Origin of the sequence: Paraburkholderia sp. 32, from assembly GCF_050435345.1 — a bacterium.
In the GTDB taxonomy this organism is placed as follows: Bacteria; Pseudomonadota; Gammaproteobacteria; order Burkholderiales; family Burkholderiaceae; genus Paraburkholderia; species Paraburkholderia tuberum.
In genome coordinates, this window is record NZ_JBNDKD010000001.1 from 2,585,692 (window position 1) to 2,603,072 (window position 17,381).

Genomic DNA, 17,381 nt, shown 5'->3' on the forward strand with positions numbered 1-17,381 from the left:
ATGCCGGCGGCGGACACGACGCGCTGCTGTGGCGCGCGTGCCTCAGTTGGACGGGTGGACCCCCGCAGCGTGAGACGTGCTTTGCGTGACGTTCCGCGGCTCGTCGGGCCCGCCCCCCAATGCGACGTAAAGTGACACTCCGTTCTGCAAGGCCGTCGCCCGAAGCTGGATCAGCTGCTGCTCGGCGGCAAACTGATTGCGTCGCGCATCCACCACCTCGAGATAGATCGAGATCCCGTTTTCGTAGCGCAGCTCCGCCGTTTCGGCGAGTTGCCGCTGCGCCTGCACCGCCTGTTCCTGCGCCGCGATCTGTTCCTTGTAGCGTTGTCGCGCGACCAATGCGTCGGACACTTCACGAAACGCGTTCTGCACCGTGCGCTGATAATCGGCGACCAGTTCGTCGCGTCGCGCGCGCGCCTGCGATAGTTGCGCCTGGCGCTGTCCCGCATCGAAGATCGGCATGCCGACCAGCGCGCCGAACGACCACGCCTGCTTGGCCGGCACGAACAGATCGCCGAGTTCGGGCGACACATATCCGAAGCTACCCGTCAGCGCGATGCGTGGGAAAAAGTCCGCACGAGCGGCGCCGATGTCGGCATTGGCTGCGCGCAGTTGCTGCTCGGCCTGCTGGATGTCCGGCCGGTCGATCAGCAGTGCGGAGGGCAGGCCCGCATCGAGCTCGCGGAACTGCGCGGCGTCGGCGATCGGCGGCGCCGGCGGTAGCGACCCGCTGAGCGGCCCGCCGATCAGCACCTCGAGCAGATGGCGCTGCTGCGCGGTGGTCCGTTGCAGCTCGGCCAGCTGCGTCTGTGCCTGCGTGACCAGAATGGCCGCCTGGTCGTAATCGACCATCGACGTGACGCCCGCGTCGAGCCGCATCTTCGCGACTTCCAGCGCGTAGCGCCGACTGTCGAGCGTCTGTTGTGCAAGCTCGATGCCTTCCTCGCCAGACCGGATCGCGTAGTAGTTCGACGCGACATTGCCGATCAGCGACAAACGGAACGCGTGCTGCGCGTCGACAGTGGCCAGATATCGACGCCGCGCGGCTTCGCTGGTGTTGCGCACGCGCCCCCAGAAGTCGAGTTCGAACGACGTCACTGCGGCCTGCACGTTGTACTGGTTGAACTGGACCGAGATGTCCGTGTTGTCGAACTCGGGATCGATCGAACCGAGTGGCGCCCTGGTGCGGGTCGCACCCGCGTTCGCATTGACCTGCGGCAAACGCGCGGCGTTCTGGATGCGATAAAACGCGCGCGCCTGCTCGATGCGCGCGATCGACGCGGCGAGATCGCGGTTGTGCTCGAGCGCCGCCTCGATCAGCAGCTTCAGTTGCGGATCGGCGAAGAAGGTCTGCCAGTCGACTTCGCTTGCCAGATGCGCGGCGGCCGGATTGGCGGTCTCCGTCGTGTCGAAACGATCGGCGATCGGCAATTGGGGCTGCTGATAGTTCGGCGCAAAGTTGCAGGCGGCGAGCGAGCAGCAGAAGAGGGGCAGCACCAGGCGCACATGAATGCATTTACGCATCGCGCTGCCCTCCACCCGAATCGCGCGGCATGGCTGTCGGCAGATCGTCATCGTCGAGATCGGTGCTGCGTTTCTTGCGGCTCAGCCAGCGTCGCGCGGCGACATAGAACAGCGGCGTAAAGAAGACGCCGAACATCGTCGCGGTCAGCATGCTGCCCATCACGCCGGTGCCGACCGCGCGGCGGCTCGCCGCGCCCGCGCCGGTCGCGAGCACGAGCGGCAGCATGCCCAACACGAACGTGACGCTCGTCATCAGAATCGGGCGCAGACGCTGCTGTGCGCCGCTTTTGGCGGCGGCTAGCGCGTCCCTTCCTTCGGATTCCTCCTTGATCGCAAATTCGACGATGAGGATGGCGTTCTTCGCGGCAAGGCCGATGATCGTCACGAGGCCGATGTTGAAATACACGTCCGCGGACAGTCCACGCAGCATCGTCAACAGCACCGCGCCGATCACGCCGAACGGGATGATCAGCAACACCGCGACCGGAATCGCCCAGCTCTCGTACAGCGCCGCGAGCAACAGGAACACGACCACGAGCGACAGCCCGAGCAGCATGCCGATCTGGCCGCTCGCCTGTTTTTCCTCGAGCGCGGTGCCGGTCCATTCGTAAGTCAGGTTGCCGGTCAACACGTGCGACGCGATGCGCTCCATCTCGGCGATCGCCGCGCCGCTCGAGCGGCCGGGCGCGGCCTGACCCGACAGCGTCGCGGACGGAAAGCCGTTATAGCGTTCGAGCTGCTGCGGTCCGGAAATCCAGCGCACGCGCGTGAACGCCGAGAACGGCACCATCTCGCCGCGGTTATTGCGCAAGCGCAGCGAAGTCACGTCCTCGGCACGCATGCGTTGCTCGGCGTCCGCCTGCAACAGCACGCGCAGCACGTTGCCCTCGAACACGAAGTCGTTCACGTAGTTCGAGCCGAACGTCAGCGCAAGCGCCTGGTTGACCTGACCGATTTGCAGGCCTAATGCGCGCGCCTTCACGCGGTCGATCTCGACATACAGTTGCGGCGCTTCCGGCATGCCCTCGGCGCGCACGCCCGCGAGAAGGGGGCTTTGCGACGCCTCGATCATCATCCGCCGCGCGGCCTGTTGCAGCGCTTCGCCGCCGATGCCGCTGCGATCCTGGATCTTCATCGTGAAGCCGGTCGCGTTGCCGAGCGACGGAATCGGCGGCGGGTCGAGCGCAAAAATGATCGCCTCGGGAATCTGCCGAAACGCCGCATTCGCGCGACGCACCAGCGCGCTCGCCGAATTGGCCTCGCCCGAGCGCTCGTCCCACGGCTTCAGATCGACGAACGACAGAGCCGCCGATTGCCCCTGGCCAAAGAAGCTGAAGCCCGTCACGGACGCGACGTTGCGCACTTGCGGCTGGGTTCGCAGAAACGCCTCCACCTGGTCGATCGCGTGCTGCGTGCGCTGGTCGGTCGACCCCGGCGGGCCGGTATACGTGATGAAGATATGCCCCTGGTCCTCGGTCGGCAGAAAGCCGGTCGGCAGCCGCGTGAAGAAAAACACGGTGATCGCGCAGGCCGCGACGAACACCAGCAGCCAGCGCAGCGGCGAGCGCAGCATCGCATCGACGCCCACGATATAGCGTGTGGTGCCCGCGTCGAGCCCACGATTGAAGCCGTCGAACACGCGATGCAGCAGACGCGAAGCCGCGTTCTTCGGCCGCTCCCCGGCGGCCGCCTCGCTACGCAACAGCGCCGCGCACAACGCCGCGCCGAGTGTCAGCGCCAACATCGTCGACAGCAGGATCGACACCGCGAGCGTGACCGAAAACTGCCGGTAGATGCCGCCCGTCGAGCCCGGAAAAAACGCCATCGGAATGAACACCGCGACGAGCACCAGCGTACTCGCGATCGCCGCACCCGATATCTGCCCGATCGCCTTCACCGTTGCGCGCGGCGCGCCGAGCCCTTCCTCGCGCATGATGCGCGCGACGTTTTCGACGACGACGATCGCGTCGTCGTTGAGGATACCGATCGCGACCACCATGCCGAACAGCGACAGAATGTTGATCGACAGCCCGAACAGGTAGAGCCCCGCGCACGTGCCGATCAACGCGATCGGCACCACGATCGTCGGGATCACCGTCGCGCGCCAGTCCTGCAGGAACAGGAACACCACGACCGTCACGAGCAACAGCGCCTCGACCATCGTGCGGATCACGCCCTGCACCGAGGTCGTGATGAACGGCGTGGTGTCGAACGGCACGGTCCACGCGACGCCGCGCGGGAAGATCGGCTGCAATTCGGCCATGCGCTGGCGCACCGCATTGGCGACTGCGAGCGCGTTCGCGCCGCTCGCGAGCTGGATCGCGATCCCGGCCGACGCCTTGCCGTTGACGGTCAGGCGGTTGCCGTAGCTGTCGTTGCCGAGCTCGACGCGCGCGACGTCGCCCACCCGCACGGTCGAGCCATCCGGATTCGCGTGCACGATGATTTCGCGGAACTGCTCGGGCGTCGTGAAGCGGCTTTGCGTGACGATCTGCGCGGTGAACTCGGAGCCCGGCGCGATCGGCTGATCGCCGAGGCTGCCGCCCGCGGTCTGGCTGTTCTGCTCCTGGATCGCCTGCAACACCTCGCTGGCCGACAGCCCAAAGCCCGCGAGCTTGCGCGGATCGAGCCAGATCCGCATCGCGTACGACGAGCCGAACAGTTGCACGTCGCCGACGCCGTCGATACGGCGCAGCTCGTTGACGATGTTGTTCGACGCGAAGTTGCCCATCGCGACGGCGTCGGTGGTGCCGTCGGTCGCCTGCAGTGCAAGCAGCATCAGAAAGCCCGACGACGCCTTCGTCACGCTCAAGCCGATCTGACGGACTTCGAGCGGCAGGCGCGGTTCGACGCGGCTCAGACGGTCCTGCACCTGAGTGCGCGCGATGTCGAGATTGGTGCCGGGCTTTAGCACCACGGTGATCTGCATCGTGCCGTTCGAGCGGCTCACCGACGACATGTACAGGAAATTCTCGATGCCGTTCAGCTCGTCTTCGACGATCGACGTGACGGTACGCTCGAGCGTGCTCGCGTCCGCGCCGCTGTAGACCGCGCTGATGGTGAGCGACGGCGGAGCGACGTCGGGGTACTGCTCGACCGGTAGCAGCGCTAGCGCGATCGAGCCGAACAGCACGATGAAAAGGGCGATGACCCACGCGAAAACCGGCCTGGCGACGAAGAATCGATTCATCGGCGAGCCCGTCAGTGCGCGGTCGAAGCGGGAGCGGGGGACGCGGCCGAATGCGCCGCTGGCGACGCATCGGGGGCGGGCCGCGCGTCGACCCGTTGACCGGGCTGCACCTTCTGCCAGCCATCGACGATCAGGCGCTCGCCGGGCTTCAGACCGTCGCGCACGGTCCAGCGTCCTTCGCCCTGCTCGCCGAGATCGATATTGCGGCGGACCACGGTGCCGTCGTCGGCGACCAACGCAACGCTTGCAATGCCGTTGTCGAGCTGCACCGCGCGCTCGGGAATACGGATGCCCTGCGCATTGCCCGCCGCGATGATGCGCCCGCGCACGAACTGCCCTGGCAACAGCGTGCGGTCCGGATTCGCGAACTGCGCGCGCACCGTCTGCGTACCGGTCGACGGATCGACGACGAGATCGGCGAAGTCCAGAAAACCGCGCTCGTTGTAGACCTGGCCGTTGGCAAGGATCAGTTGCACCTCGACGTGCTTCATGCTGGTCGGCTTGCGCGCGCCCGACTGGATCTGCTGCTCGACGTCGAGCATCGCGGTATTCGACTGCGTGAACACCGCGTTGATCGGCGTCAGTTGATTGACCTGCGTGAGCAGCGTGGCGGCGCCCGCGCTGACGAGCGCGCCTTCGGTGACGAGCGCGCGGCCCGCGCGTCCGGCGATCGGCGTGCGTACGATGCAGCGATCGAGCCGCAATTGCGCAAGCGAGACCGCAGCTTGCGCATCGGAGACATTGGCCTGCGCCTGCTGCATGGTCGCGAGTGCGGCGTCGTATTCCTGCGCGCTGACTGCATGACGGCCGACGAGCGGCTTGAACCGGTCCACCACCGACGCCGCGTTGTCGCGCACGGCGCTCGCGCGCGTGAGCGCGGCCTGCGCCTGCTGCAACTGCGCGCGATAGTCGCTCGCGTCGATCTGGAAGAGTGGGGCGTTGGCCGGCAGGTCCGTGCCTTCCCGATAGAGCGTGCGCTGGACGATGCCGTCGACGCGCGCGCGAATCTCGGCGGTGCGCACGGCCTCGATGCGGCCAGGCAACTCGACGACATCGGCGACAGGGGTGGTGGAAACCGTTTCGACCAGCACGGGAACCGGTGGCATCGACGCGGCGGTGGGCGTCTGCGACCGGTCGTTGCAGGCGGCAAGCAGGAGCGGCAAACCGGTGATCAGAAGCGATACGGCACGACTACGCAGGCGGCATGCGGAGCAAAGCAAGAGAAACTCCTTTGATCAAGGCAGTCTTTTTTGCGCGTGAGATCGGTGACGGTTTTAACGGTTTGCGGTCGAATTAACTATTCAGAACGTGTGTGGGTGCGTTAATGCGGGGAAAAGATTTCTGTTGATCCTACCGTGTCTGGGTAGCTTGTCAATTTATTCTTGGTGGTCGCGAGTGGAATGGACTCGCAACGACCAGGCGGCGCATGCGGTGGGCACGAGCGGGTGATTCCCGCTCGCAGACGAGGTGTTGAATGGTAATTGTCAATTACATGTCAATTGTCATCCAGCAATTGCCGCAATTCAAAGGCATGCAATTGTCATCGAAATCGAGGCGCCTGAAAAAATATTCCGAGTCGCCACACATTCACGTACGCTTGCGCTCCGGATGCCGCAACACCGAATGGTTGCGGCCGTATGACAGATAAATCGTCATGCCGATCACGAGCCACACGACGAGCCGCAGCCACGTGACGAGCGGCAAGCCGACCATCAGCAGCAGGCAGAACAGGATGCCGAGCACTGGCACGACCGGCACGCCGGGCGCCCGGAATGGACGCGTCGCCTCGGCGTCGCTGCGCCGCAGATAGATCACCGCGCCGCACACGAGGACGAACGCGAACAGGGTGCCGATGCTGACCATCTCGCCGAGCACGCCGATCGGTGTCAGCGCCGCGACGATCGCGACGACGGTGCCGATCAGGATCTGACTCAGATAGGGTGTATGCAGGCGCAGATGGACCCTCGAGAAAAAGTGCGGCAACAAACCGTCTTGCGACATCGTGAAGAAGATGCGGCTTTGTCCATAGAGCAGCACGAGTATCACGGTGGTCAGCCCCGTCAACGCGCCGATTTTGATCAGGATCGAGAACCACGTGAGCCCGATCACGTCGACGCCCTTGGCGATCGGATCAGGAACGTTCAGCTCGGGGTACGCAACGAGGCCGGTCAGCACGCCGGCGACGAGGATGTACAGCACCGTACAGATGATCAGCGAGCCGAGAATGCCGATCGGCATGTCGCGCTGCGGCTGCCGCGCTTCCTGCGCGGCGGTCGACACCGCATCGAAGCCGATGAACGCGAAGAACACCACGGCCGAGCCGCGCAGAATACCGCTCATGCCGAAACTGCCGAACTGGCCGGTATTGGCAGGAATGAACGGATGCCAGTGTTCCGGCTTGATGAAAAACACGCCGACGGCGATAAACGCGACCACCACGGTCAGCTTGATCGCGACCATCACGTTGTTGAGCCGCGCCGACTCCTTGGTCCCCAACACGAGCAACGTGGTCAGGATCGCGATGATCAACACCGCCGGCAGGTTGATCACGCCGGTGACCGTCGAGCCATCGGCCAGTTTGACGACGGTGCCGGGGGCGGCGGCGAGGGTAGGTGGAATGTCGATGCCGACGTTGCGCAACAGGCTCACGATATAGCCGGACCAACCGACCGCGACGGTCGCGGCGCCCATCGCGTACTCGAGGATCAGGTCCCAGCCGATCATCCACGCGAAGATCTCGCCGAGCGTCGCATACGTGTACGTATAGCTGCTCCCGCACACGGGCAGCATCGCCGCAAGCTCCGAATAGCACAGGCCGACGAACGCGCACGCGATGCCGCCCAGCACGAACGACAGCGTGATGGCCGGCCCCGCGAACTGCGCGGCGGCGGTCCCGGTCAGCACGAAGATGCCTGCGCCGATGATCGCGCCGATGCCCATCGCGGTGATACTCGTCGCGCCCAGCGTTTTCGACAGGTGACGGCCTTCTTCGGCGTCGGCGCTGGCGACGATATCAGCAACGGTTTTGCGTGCCATGTAACCGGTATCGGCCATGATAAGTCGTCCCTTTTCAGTGTTGATCAGGCACGAACCGGTTAGGCTGCCATCGGCTCGTGGAGCACGACAAAAACATCCGTCGCCGCGCACGGCAATGGCCACGGCAAGTGCGGAGAAAGCATCTAACGGAAAATTCAGTCTATGCCGGATTAAAGGCAAAGTGAAATCCGCTTGCTTTGTCGGCGCGATAGGGCAGTGCGATGGCTGGCGATCGCAAGCAAGGCCTCTGGTTCGATTCAGGAGGACTTACGATGTGCGATTGCGGAATCGGCAAGCCAACGTGGACGATTTCAGGCTTGCGGGGCGGACCTCAGCCGATCCGTCCGCGCCGCAGCACGCCGCTCAGACCGAGCGAGTGGCCTGGGTCGTAGTAGTGAATGAGGAGCGTGCGCCGCTGTCCGTTCTGTACGTCGAGGTTCGCATGCTGAAGTGCGAAGCCGTTGAATTCGTAGACGCTGCCCGGCTTGACCGGAATGCGCTTGCAGTTGCCGACACGCAGATCATGCAAGGTATGCCAGCTGCGCCAGCTGAGCGGCAGGCTTTGCAGGAAGCCATGGCGCATCTTGCAGATCATGTTGGTTAGCGTCGTTACGGACAGGCGCGGCTTGCGGTACATCACGAGGTCGCCGTTGTGAACTCCATCGGGTGCGAGCTGAAGCGGAATCAGCAGCGTCAGCAGGTGCGAGTCGTAGTGGCGGCAGTGGCTCTCGGCCAACGAAGTCCTGCTCGCACAGCGCAGTACGTGGAACGGCTCAGTCGGTAAGTTTGTCCGACCGAACTTCGCGGCCATCGCGCGCGCATTCGCGCAGATCGTCTGTTCGAGTTCGCGAAAGGCCTGACCGCGACGCAGCATCTCTGCAATCTCTGCGCCGGACTGCGAGCGCGGTGCCGTCGTGCCAAACAGGTGGTCGATGAAGTCGTTGATTTCGACGATCGTCTCCTGCGGAATCACGTCATCAAAAGAGTTCAACGCGACGCTTTTGTCGATTCGAATCCGCTTAGTCTCTGTATGCCCACGCACGTCTGTCAGGGTGTCCATAGCCCAAATTTCCATTCGCTTTTTGTTCTACGACCGTATTGAAAAATATTCCCTCCGAGGCGCGCACAATGTGCGCCAGCGTACATAAAGTCCTCAGGCGATTGAGCTCGATCATTAAATCTAAAGCGGATTTCTCTGACAGCCTTGGTAAATCTCGTTGGGCCGATTTGGAAAATGCTGCGACTGCGACGCTTCAGCTTTGCATAGGTACGACATTACAGCTTTGCCGCGACATCACATGTCGAGGCCAGATAGAAATGTCCGGGTTGCGACTTTTTAGAAATGTCCGGTTTTGAGGTTCAGAAATCTCTATGTTAGGGGGCTTTTGAGCACCGAGCCAACCCGCATTCCGGCAGTTCCCAGAATCGCTTCATTCAACTGCGCCCGGGTCAGCTCGCGCTGCTTGCGGGTGCCCACCTTGCGCTCCTTCGAGCGTGGTGCCTCGCCCTGATTGGTCCTCGATGGCGAGCCTGACGCGCGCCGGTCATCGCGCTGCGCCTGAATCACCTGCGCCAGCTGCAACGTGTGTCCCAGCCGCTTGTTATCGACCACCGCCGCCTGATCGATCTCCGAGAGCCGGTCATACGGCACACAGGGCAGGGCAGCGCCATTCACCCGGATCTCGATGCGCCCATCCGGATACTCGAACACATCCAGATAACGGTGAATCAGCCTGCGGTTGGCGACCGTGTCTTCCAGCAGCCAGATCACCCGGTCGTACTGGACCGTCAGCACCTTCGACACGCGCCGCGGCACACGAACCGTCAGGATCAGATCAAGATCGTCGTCGGCACGCAGCGGCCGGTGTGCATCGAAGGTGCTCCGCGGCATCTTGCCAAACCGGCCGTTAAAGTCAGCGATGAAGTGGGGCGCGTACGCATTGGCGGCCTCCTTCGTGGTGATGCCGCGTAGCCGCAGTTCCTTCACGAGACGATCCTGCAACGTCAGGTTCGCGCGCTCGACGCGCCCCTTCGCCTGACTGCTGTTGGCGCAGAACGTATCCACATTGAGCTCGTACAGCGCGCGGCCAAACTGCGTCACACCCTTGCCAGGCGTCGCCGAATGGCTGTTGCAATGGAAGACGCTGGCCTTGTCGCTGTACAGCGCCACCGGCTTGCCATGCTGTTCAAGGTACGCGCGCATCGCCTCGAAGTAGCTGAAGGTCGATTCGGTCGCCGTAAAGTGCAGTGCCATCAGCCGGCCTGTTGCATCGTCGATGAACACCAGCAGCGTGCACGCTGGCGCGCGTTCCTCAAACCACCGGTGATCACTGCCGTCGATCTGCACCAGTTCGCCCAGGCATGCCCGCCGGTTTCTCGGCTGGTGAAGCTTCGGCGGCCGCTGCTTGCGCGGAATCCACAGGCCCGCATCGCGCATCCAGCGTCGCACGGTTTCCTTCGCCAGCATGAGGCCATGACCTTCACGCAGCTTCTCGCAGGCCAGCGTCGGCCCGAAATCGGCATAGCGTTCGCGCACCAGCGCCATGGCCCGCGCACGGACATCCACCGGCAGTTCGCGGTTGCTGGGCTGTCCACGCCGCGCTGAAACCAGCCCGGCCGGTCCCGCCGCCTCGTAGCGCCGCACGAGCCGGCTGACCTGACGCTCACACAGCTGCAGCCGTTCAGCGGCCAGTACGCCCGTCGGGCGATGCTGGACGACCGCCTCGATGATCTTCACGCGCTCGAGCTCGTGCATGCTGATCGTGATGAATCCACGTCCGTTCATGGTCTGGCTCCGGGCTGACGGTGATACCGCAGCATGCGCCACAGCAGCCAGCCCGGAGCAGGAAACCGGACATTTCTAATGAGCCAGAACCGGACATTTCTAAAAAGCTCTGACACATCAAATGTTGATAATTTATCTTATGTCAAATTGTGGATCCTTCAGAAAAATGCTTCCAGTACGCACCGCACGGGCCACCGTCGTTGCGCGTGCCGCGTGTCGGCCCTCCGCCACAAGCGATGCACACCGGTGCCCGGTGACCATCGCGAATCGTCCGATCCGCGACTCTTTCACCTGCCACAACTTACGCCGGGTGCAGCCCGATTCAGTGACCAACAAAACTGGCGCGGCAATTCAATTCCAATTTTTATGGGTGGGCCCAATCAGAGCCCTCACGAATTAAGACGCGGCCGTGCGTACAGATTAATTTATGCACGCCACATGCCGCAATTAGACAGCTGTTAAATACTGCTTTGCGCACCACGAGAATAAGCTTTGTAGCGAAAGCCAATGCCGCTATCGCAGCTCGCGCGGATTTTTATCGTCGGCTATTGCCTTGTGGCTTAGAGACGTTTCGCATTTCTCTCAACCGGCGAGCGTGTCGTCGTTGAGCGACTGTGAATGGGCTACGTGCATTTCGACGTGGCGTACGGGCGCAACGTGTTCGCCACCCTCCCACTTGCCGCGATCTGAGATGCATGTTCGAACACGCGCAGACGCTCGGCATCCGCAATCAGTCGCTTCTTCGTCATCGAGCGTCCCGCCGATCCGAAGCCCATCACCTTTTCGTACTCACGCGGCCTGCCGTGCCTGAAGCGATTAAAGAAGTCATCGCCCGGCAGGCCGTTGTCGAGGCTCATCAGGCAGCCATAGTCGAGCGACGCGCAATCGCTCAGTGAACGCGCCGCGTCCTCCAATGCGCGATAGCGGCTTTGCAACGGTTCGTCGCGAGCGAAAAGCGCGTGCAGTTCCTGATAAGTCACGAGTCTTTTGCGTTTCGCGGCACGCAGTAGCATCGCGGCAATATCGCGGGTCCTATCCATGTTCATGTCGTTCTCCTTACCGCCTGCTTGCAAGCGCCCAATGGCAACCGATGAAAGCACTGTGCAACCGATGAAAGCACTGTCAGCTTTTAATTTCCGGTATTGAACGACGCAGCTAAAATTAAGCGGGTGGTTACTGGATTCGGGCTTCACGACGCCACTCTGCGCGAATGTCCCGTTTACATATAATCCGCTGGAAAAACGCCGCGAAGGATTTTCAATCTTCAGCACCTTTTCGCAGCTTTCCGGCGAATCGCCACCCTGCACCGAAAAATGCATTCCAATTACATTCGCAAAACAGGAATCCGCGCACTCAAACGGTTCAGTCTTCCGACCTGCCGCCCGCACTTAAAAGCGCCCGACGCCAAGCCGGATGCGGCTTGGCGGTATGCGGGCTGTCAGAGCGAGCCGAGCCGGATTGACGTCTTTGAATCACGTCAATCAGGTTAGCAAACGTTAAATTCAATCGCAAGAGAGATATTTAAGATTTTAGAAAGAAAACATCGTGTAACCGCCTTACGGGAGAATTGCGTGATTTTCTATCAGAGGAAAGGCGCGATTGATTTTTTATTCTTTTGGACACAGCGGGCGATTTTTCGATTATCTGTAGGTGGCGCGCCCTCCTCACTGTCTACCCCATAACCGATTGCAGTCCGGTCAGCGACCCAACGGCGGAGTTCTCCGATGCATCGACCAAATGACGATTTGCCGACCGTCGCACGGCGTCTCACGGCGGGCAAGAAACTGCTCGACGGCGTCGCTGCGGCCGAGGTCGCGAGACAGATGGGGATGGCAAAGACCACCGTCGAGCGATATCGCAAGCTGTTGGAGCAAGGCGGGCTCGAGGCGCTGAGAAACATGAGCGTCGGCGGCCGCCATTCCGCACTCGCGGTGGCGGATCTGGACTGGTTGGCCCAGGCGCTGAGGGCCTCGCCGCGGGACTATGGCTTCGACGCCGACGGCTGGAGCAATGCGCGCATGCGGGAGCTGATAAGCCGTCAGTTTGGCATTTCGTACTCGCGAGTCTATGTATGGCAACTGGCCACCAGACTCGGCGTGTCTTATCGGCTCGGCCGGAATGCGCAGTAAAACGGCGGCCGCACCCAGCTAAAGCACGCGCGTGCGCATCGGCTCAGGCGCTTTCTCGAACCTTTGGCAGAAACTGCGGCGCCAGTTCGACCTCCGACCATTGGAACGGCAACGCGCCGCGACTGCGCCGCACTTCGCTCACATGAAACCGCACGAGCCGCTGCGCGCCCGCAAACGCCGCGAGTTCGTCGCCGTCCCAGATGATCTCTGCTAGCACCGCCAGATAAAGCAGATCGCCGGTTGCGAAGTCGATAAACAGTAGACCCGCGCGCGGATCGTGCACGAGGTTGCCGATCGTGTTGAAAAAGCGGTTGCCGCTGTAGTCGGGCGTGGTCAGCGTAGTTGCATCGTCCACGCGCACGAAGCCCGGCGCACCGCCGCGATGGGAAACGTCGATCCCCTTTCCCGGCCCCGCTTCCTCGCTCAGATTCGCGCTGGCGATAAAGAAGGTGTCCGCGCTCGCGAGCAACTCGCGGTCGGCACTGCTCAGAAGCGTGGCGATCTCGGGCTGCGCGCGCGTCGCGGCCGCGTCCCGCTCGATGAAAGACGGCGCGCGGCTCTGGATATACTTCGGGCAATTGCCGAAGCTCTGCGTGACTTCGACCTGCAACGTGTCGCCTGCCACGGACCGGACTACGCCATTTGCCCGATTGCGCCGCCGCGTACGCGGCTCGATGCCCAGCGCACCAAGCTGCGCGCCTTCCCGCCAACCCGCGGCGAGCGGATCGCCAGCCAATGTGCCACCTTCGATGCGCAGTGTCCCCGCCTCCGGTGACGAGACGAAACCCGGCGCACCCGCACGCAGCGTCGCCCACGGCTGAGCGCTCGCATCGACGCCGCCAATCACGACGAACGGCTGCGCGGCAAAGAACTCGCGATGCTGCTCAGGCATGAATCGGCGAATGCCCCGACGTCCCATCGACTCGGCTACCTCACGCACACCCGCGCGCTGCTGCGCATCCTGCTCGCCGGCATGAAACGGCGACGCGTCGCTTCCCCAGTTATTCAACGGGACGAACTCGGACATGATCGGACTCCTTTGCAAGATCTGACGCAGCCGTCAACGCGTATCACGCCGCCAGCAAGCCCGCCTTCGTCGAAGGCATCGCGATGAAACGCGGCAGTGCCTCCACGCGCTGCAGCCACGCGCGAATGTTCGGATACGGCTGCAACGACACGCCGCCCTCGGGCGCGTGAGCGATATACGTGTGCGCGGCAATGTCGGCGATCGTGACGTGCGCACCAGCCACGAACGGCTTACCGGCAAGCTCCTCGTCGATCACGTCGAACAGCTTGACGGCGATCTGCTTCGCACGTTCGTGGTCGAGCGGCGCGCCGAACACGGTCACGAGCCGTGCCGCGCACGGCCCGTAGGCGATCTGGCCAGCGGCGAGCGACAGCCAGCGCTGCACCGCCGCGGCGCCGCGCGGATCGTCCGGCAGCCACGATGCGTCGCCATAGCGCTTCGCCAGATAGACCAGAATCGCGTTCGAATCGAACAGCGTGAGCTCGCCGTCCTGAATCGTCGGCACCTGACCGAATGGGTTCAGCGCGAGGTACTCGGGCTTGCGGTTGTCGCCCGCCTTCATGTTCAGCTCGATGACCTCGAACGGCAGATCGAGCAGCGTCAGAAACAGCTTCACGCGATGACCGTGGCCTGAAAGCAGCGTCGTATACAGCTTGATAGGCTCGGCGGGTCTGGCAGCGGGCATGGATGGCTCCGGATACGTTGAATGACACGCCCAGCATAAGGCGTAGGCACTGTCGCGCGGAAGCCCGATAATCCGGGAAACACAGTCAAGCGAGAATGGACAATCGATCATGGCCGATGTGCGCAACGTGAACCTGAACCGCCTCGCGATCTTCGTCGCGGTCATCGACGCGGGCTCGCTGAGCGCCGCCGCGACGCGGCTCGGGCTCGCGAAGACGATGGTCAGCACGCACATGCAGAGGCTCGAGGCGGAGGTCGGCGCGAGCCTGCTGGTGCGCACCACCCGGCGGCTCGGCGTCACCGAGGCGGGCCGCACGTTCTACGAGGCGAGCGTGAAGATTCTGCGCGCCACCGAGGACGCGCTGAACGCGCTCGGCGGGGAAACCTCACCGGTGCGCGGCACGCTGCGCGTCAGTGCGCCGAACGACTACGGCACGCTCGTCGTCGCGCCCGCGCTGGTCGAACTGCGTCGCACGCATGCGCAGCTCGACGTCGAGCTGCTGAGCAGCGACCGCTACGTCGATCTGATCGCCGATGGCATCGATGTAGCGATCCGGCTTGGTCGCCTCGCGGATTCCAACTATCGCGCGGTGAAGCTCGGCAGCTTCGTCAAATGGCTCGTCGCGAGTCCGGAGTTCCTGCGGACGTGGGGCGCGCCGGGCACGCCGGCCGCGCTGGAGACGCTGCCCTATTGCGCGTTGTCGGTGCTGCCGCATCCGTTGACGCTCGACTTGCGGCACGTCGACGGCAAGATCGCGAGCGTGCGCTGCGCGTCCGCGTTGCGCGTCAACACGGCCGATGCCTGCCGCGCGGCGACGCTCGCGGGCGGCGGCATCGGTCTGTTGACGGATTTTTCGATCGCGGACGACGTCGCGGCGGGACGGCTGATCCGGCTGCTGCCCGAATGGGCGAGCGCACCGGCGAGCATTCAGGCCGTGTTCCCGCCGACGAGTCACCCGCCGGCGAAGGTGCGCGCGTTGATCGATACGCTGAAGCGAAGGCTCGCGGCGGAGCCTGCGGATTAGCACGGCAGATCCTTCTGGCGCTCCCATTCCAGCGCAACGGCGGTTAGCTTCTATCCGCGTTATCGCCCGATTTGCTCTACTGCGACGATGCGCGCCGCACCCCGCGGCCTCGCCTGATCGTCAATGTGGAGAGCTGATGTCCGCCATTTCCCGTCCTGCTCAAGGGGTTCTCACCGTCGCGTGTCCGAGCGCGGCGGGCCAGGTTGCCGCCGCCGCTGGCTTTCTCGAACGGCATCGTTGCTATGTCGACGAACTCACCGTATTCGACGACGAACTGAGCGAGCGCTTTTTCGTGCGCTGCGTGTTTCACCACGTCGATCGCGACGATGCGCTGCAGATCGCCACGCTGAAGCAGGAATTCGCGCCGATCGCCGAACGCTTCCGGATGACGTGGGCGATCCACGATCTGTCGAGCCGGCCGAAAGTCCTGATCATGGTTTCCAGGCTCGAACACTGTCTCGCCGACCTGCTGTTTCGCTGGCGCATGGGCGAACTGAAGATGGACATCGTCGGCATCGGCTCCAATCATCGCGATCTCGAACCGCTCGCGCGAGCGCACGGCCTGCCGTTCCATCATCTGCCGATTACAGCCGACACGAAGCCACAACAGGAAGCCGGCCTGCTCGAGCTGTTCGATACGTCCGGCGCGGAACTGCTGATTCTCGCGCGCTACATGCAGATCCTGTCCGCCGAAACGAGCCGGGCGCTCGCCGGGCGCGCGATCAATATCCACCATTCGTTCCTACCCGGTTTCAAGGGAGCGAGACCGTATCATCAGGCCCATGCGCGCGGCGTCAAGGTAATCGGCGCCACCGCGCATTTCGTCACCGACGATCTCGACGAAGGTCCGATCATCGAGCAGGGAGTCGAACCGGTCGATCACTCGTACAGCCCCGAACGGCTGCTGACGACCGGACGCGACGTCGAATGCATTACGCTCGCGCGCGCGGTCAAGGCGTTCGTCGAGCGGCGTGTGTTCATCAACGGCGAGCGCACCGTCGTGCTGCGGTAAACAGAAAAACGCCGCTGAAAAGCGGCGTTTTCGTGTGCTGCGCCGACGCCTGGCCGAGTTACTTCACCCAGCTATCCACCCGGTCCGCATGCGCGCTGACCCACGCGTCGGCCGCTGCAGCCGGCTTTTCGCCATTCTGCGTGGCCAGCATCACCGTGTCGATCTCGCCCGGCTTCCATTGGAACTTCTTCAGGAACGCGACCACTGTCGGCGCTTTTTTCTCGAGCTCGGGATTCACCACACTGTCCACGTGCTCGGCTTCACCGAATACCTTCTTCGGATCGTCGAGGAATTTCAGCTTGTACTTGGCGAACATCCAGTGCGGCTTCCATCCGGTCACGATGATCGGCTTGCTGGCCGCCTCCGAGCGCGCCAGTTCGGCGGTCATCGCGCTTCCGGAACTCGGCATCAGTTGATAGTCGAGCCCATAGGCCTTGATCGCCTCGCTGGTTTTCTGCATCACACCCGCGCCGGCGTCGATGCCGACGATGCGCGCGCCGAACTCCGCCTTCTTCGCCTGCAGATCGCCGACGCTCTTCACGTCCGCGTTGTCCGGCACGATCAGACCGATCTTCGCGTCGTTGAAGTTCGGCCCGAGGTCGACCACCTTGTCCTTGAAGTTGTTCCAGTAGGCGCCGTGCGTGACCGGCAGCCACGCGGACAGCGTCGCGTCGAGATCGCCGCGCGCCACGCCCTGCCACATCACGCCGGCCGCCACCGGCACCAGTTGCACCTGATAACCGAGGCGTTTTTCGATCACCTCGGCGGCCACGTTCGAGGTCGCCACGCTATCGTCCCAGCCCTCCACGTAACCGATCTTGATGGTCGGCTTCGAATCGGCCGACACGCCCGCACTGACCGCCGCCAGCATCACCCCCAACGCGCTTGCCACCACTATCTTTCCGATCAGTCTCATCGACGTTCTCCCGTTGATCCATTTGCCCATTGACGCGTTTGCCATCGAACCGC

General features: G+C 63.3%; 13 protein-coding genes. 3 read left to right on the top strand and 10 right to left on the bottom strand.

The window, feature by feature from the left end; genetic code table 11:
• Nucleotides 1–42 precede the first annotated feature (42 nt).
• The 7 genes from OKW26_RS12075 to OKW26_RS12105 all read right to left on the bottom strand — a co-directional run bounded on the left by OKW26_RS12075 (nucleotide 43) and on the right by OKW26_RS12105 (nucleotide 11,854).
• Nucleotides 43–1,524 (bottom strand): efflux transporter outer membrane subunit, encoded by a 1,482-nt coding sequence (locus OKW26_RS12075; RefSeq protein WP_429353750.1) that lies wholly within the window; start codon nucleotides 1,522–1,524, stop codon nucleotides 43–45.
• Nucleotides 1,517–4,714 (bottom strand): multidrug efflux RND transporter permease subunit, encoded by a 3,198-nt coding sequence (locus OKW26_RS12080; RefSeq protein WP_429353751.1) that lies wholly within the window; start codon nucleotides 4,712–4,714, stop codon nucleotides 1,517–1,519. The genes OKW26_RS12075 and OKW26_RS12080 overlap by 8 nt, the downstream gene beginning before the upstream one ends.
• Nucleotides 4,715–4,725: 11 nt before the next feature.
• The gene (locus tag OKW26_RS12085; RefSeq protein ID WP_184060188.1) at nucleotides 4,726–5,934 is read right to left on the bottom strand and encodes an efflux RND transporter periplasmic adaptor subunit; all 1,209 of its coding nucleotides are present in this window, start codon (nucleotides 5,932–5,934) and stop codon (nucleotides 4,726–4,728) included.
• 367 nt (nucleotides 5,935–6,301) lie between these two features.
• Entirely contained in the window at nucleotides 6,302–7,768 is a 1,467-nt protein-coding gene (locus OKW26_RS12090) for an amino acid permease (RefSeq protein WP_184060190.1), read from the bottom strand.
• A gap of 313 nt (nucleotides 7,769–8,081) precedes the next feature.
• Complete coding sequence (locus OKW26_RS12095) at nucleotides 8,082–8,810, bottom strand: hypothetical protein (protein ID WP_429353752.1); 729 nt, start codon at nucleotides 8,808–8,810, stop codon at nucleotides 8,082–8,084.
• 309 nt (nucleotides 8,811–9,119) lie between these two features.
• Nucleotides 9,120–10,535, bottom strand: coding sequence for an ISNCY family transposase (locus OKW26_RS12100; RefSeq protein ID WP_429353753.1), 1,416 nt, complete (start codon nucleotides 10,533–10,535; stop codon nucleotides 9,120–9,122).
• Between the two features lie 623 nt (nucleotides 10,536–11,158).
• Complete coding sequence (locus OKW26_RS12105; protein ID WP_429353754.1) at nucleotides 11,159–11,854, bottom strand: hypothetical protein; 696 nt, start codon at nucleotides 11,852–11,854, stop codon at nucleotides 11,159–11,161.
• A gap of 405 nt (nucleotides 11,855–12,259) precedes the next feature.
• Between OKW26_RS12105 and OKW26_RS12110 the strand changes: the two genes are divergently transcribed.
• Complete coding sequence (locus OKW26_RS12110; RefSeq protein ID WP_090809994.1) at nucleotides 12,260–12,664, top strand: helix-turn-helix domain-containing protein; 405 nt, start codon at nucleotides 12,260–12,262, stop codon at nucleotides 12,662–12,664.
• A gap of 43 nt (nucleotides 12,665–12,707) precedes the next feature.
• On the opposite strand, the gene OKW26_RS12115 is transcribed toward OKW26_RS12110, so the two are convergent.
• Both OKW26_RS12115 and OKW26_RS12120 read right to left on the bottom strand, forming a co-directional pair.
• Nucleotides 12,708–13,691 carry a pyridoxamine 5'-phosphate oxidase family protein gene (locus tag OKW26_RS12115; protein ID WP_429353755.1) on the bottom strand — a complete coding sequence of 328 codons (984 nt, stop codon included), beginning with the start codon at nucleotides 13,689–13,691 and terminating at the stop codon, nucleotides 12,708–12,710.
• 43 nt (nucleotides 13,692–13,734) lie between these two features.
• Nucleotides 13,735–14,376, bottom strand: a complete 642-nt coding sequence (locus OKW26_RS12120; protein ID WP_184010004.1) for a glutathione S-transferase family protein — start codon at nucleotides 14,374–14,376, stop codon at nucleotides 13,735–13,737.
• 109 nt (nucleotides 14,377–14,485) lie between these two features.
• On the opposite strand from OKW26_RS12120, the gene OKW26_RS12125 reads away from it, so the two are divergent.
• Together OKW26_RS12125 and purU are read left to right on the top strand one after the other, a co-directional pair.
• The gene (locus tag OKW26_RS12125) at nucleotides 14,486–15,400 is read left to right on the top strand and encodes a LysR family transcriptional regulator (RefSeq protein WP_187616739.1); all 915 of its coding nucleotides are present in this window, start codon (nucleotides 14,486–14,488) and stop codon (nucleotides 15,398–15,400) included.
• Between the two features lie 136 nt (nucleotides 15,401–15,536).
• On the top strand, nucleotides 15,537–16,412 hold the full coding sequence (gene purU / locus OKW26_RS12130; protein WP_429353756.1) for a formyltetrahydrofolate deformylase: 876 nt from the start codon (nucleotides 15,537–15,539) through the stop codon (nucleotides 16,410–16,412).
• Nucleotides 16,413–16,470: 58 nt separating this feature from the next.
• On the opposite strand, the gene OKW26_RS12135 is transcribed toward purU, so the two are convergent.
• Nucleotides 16,471–17,328, bottom strand: coding sequence for a glycine betaine ABC transporter substrate-binding protein (locus OKW26_RS12135; RefSeq protein WP_184038367.1), 858 nt, complete (start codon nucleotides 17,326–17,328; stop codon nucleotides 16,471–16,473).
• Nucleotides 17,329–17,381 lie beyond the last annotated feature (53 nt).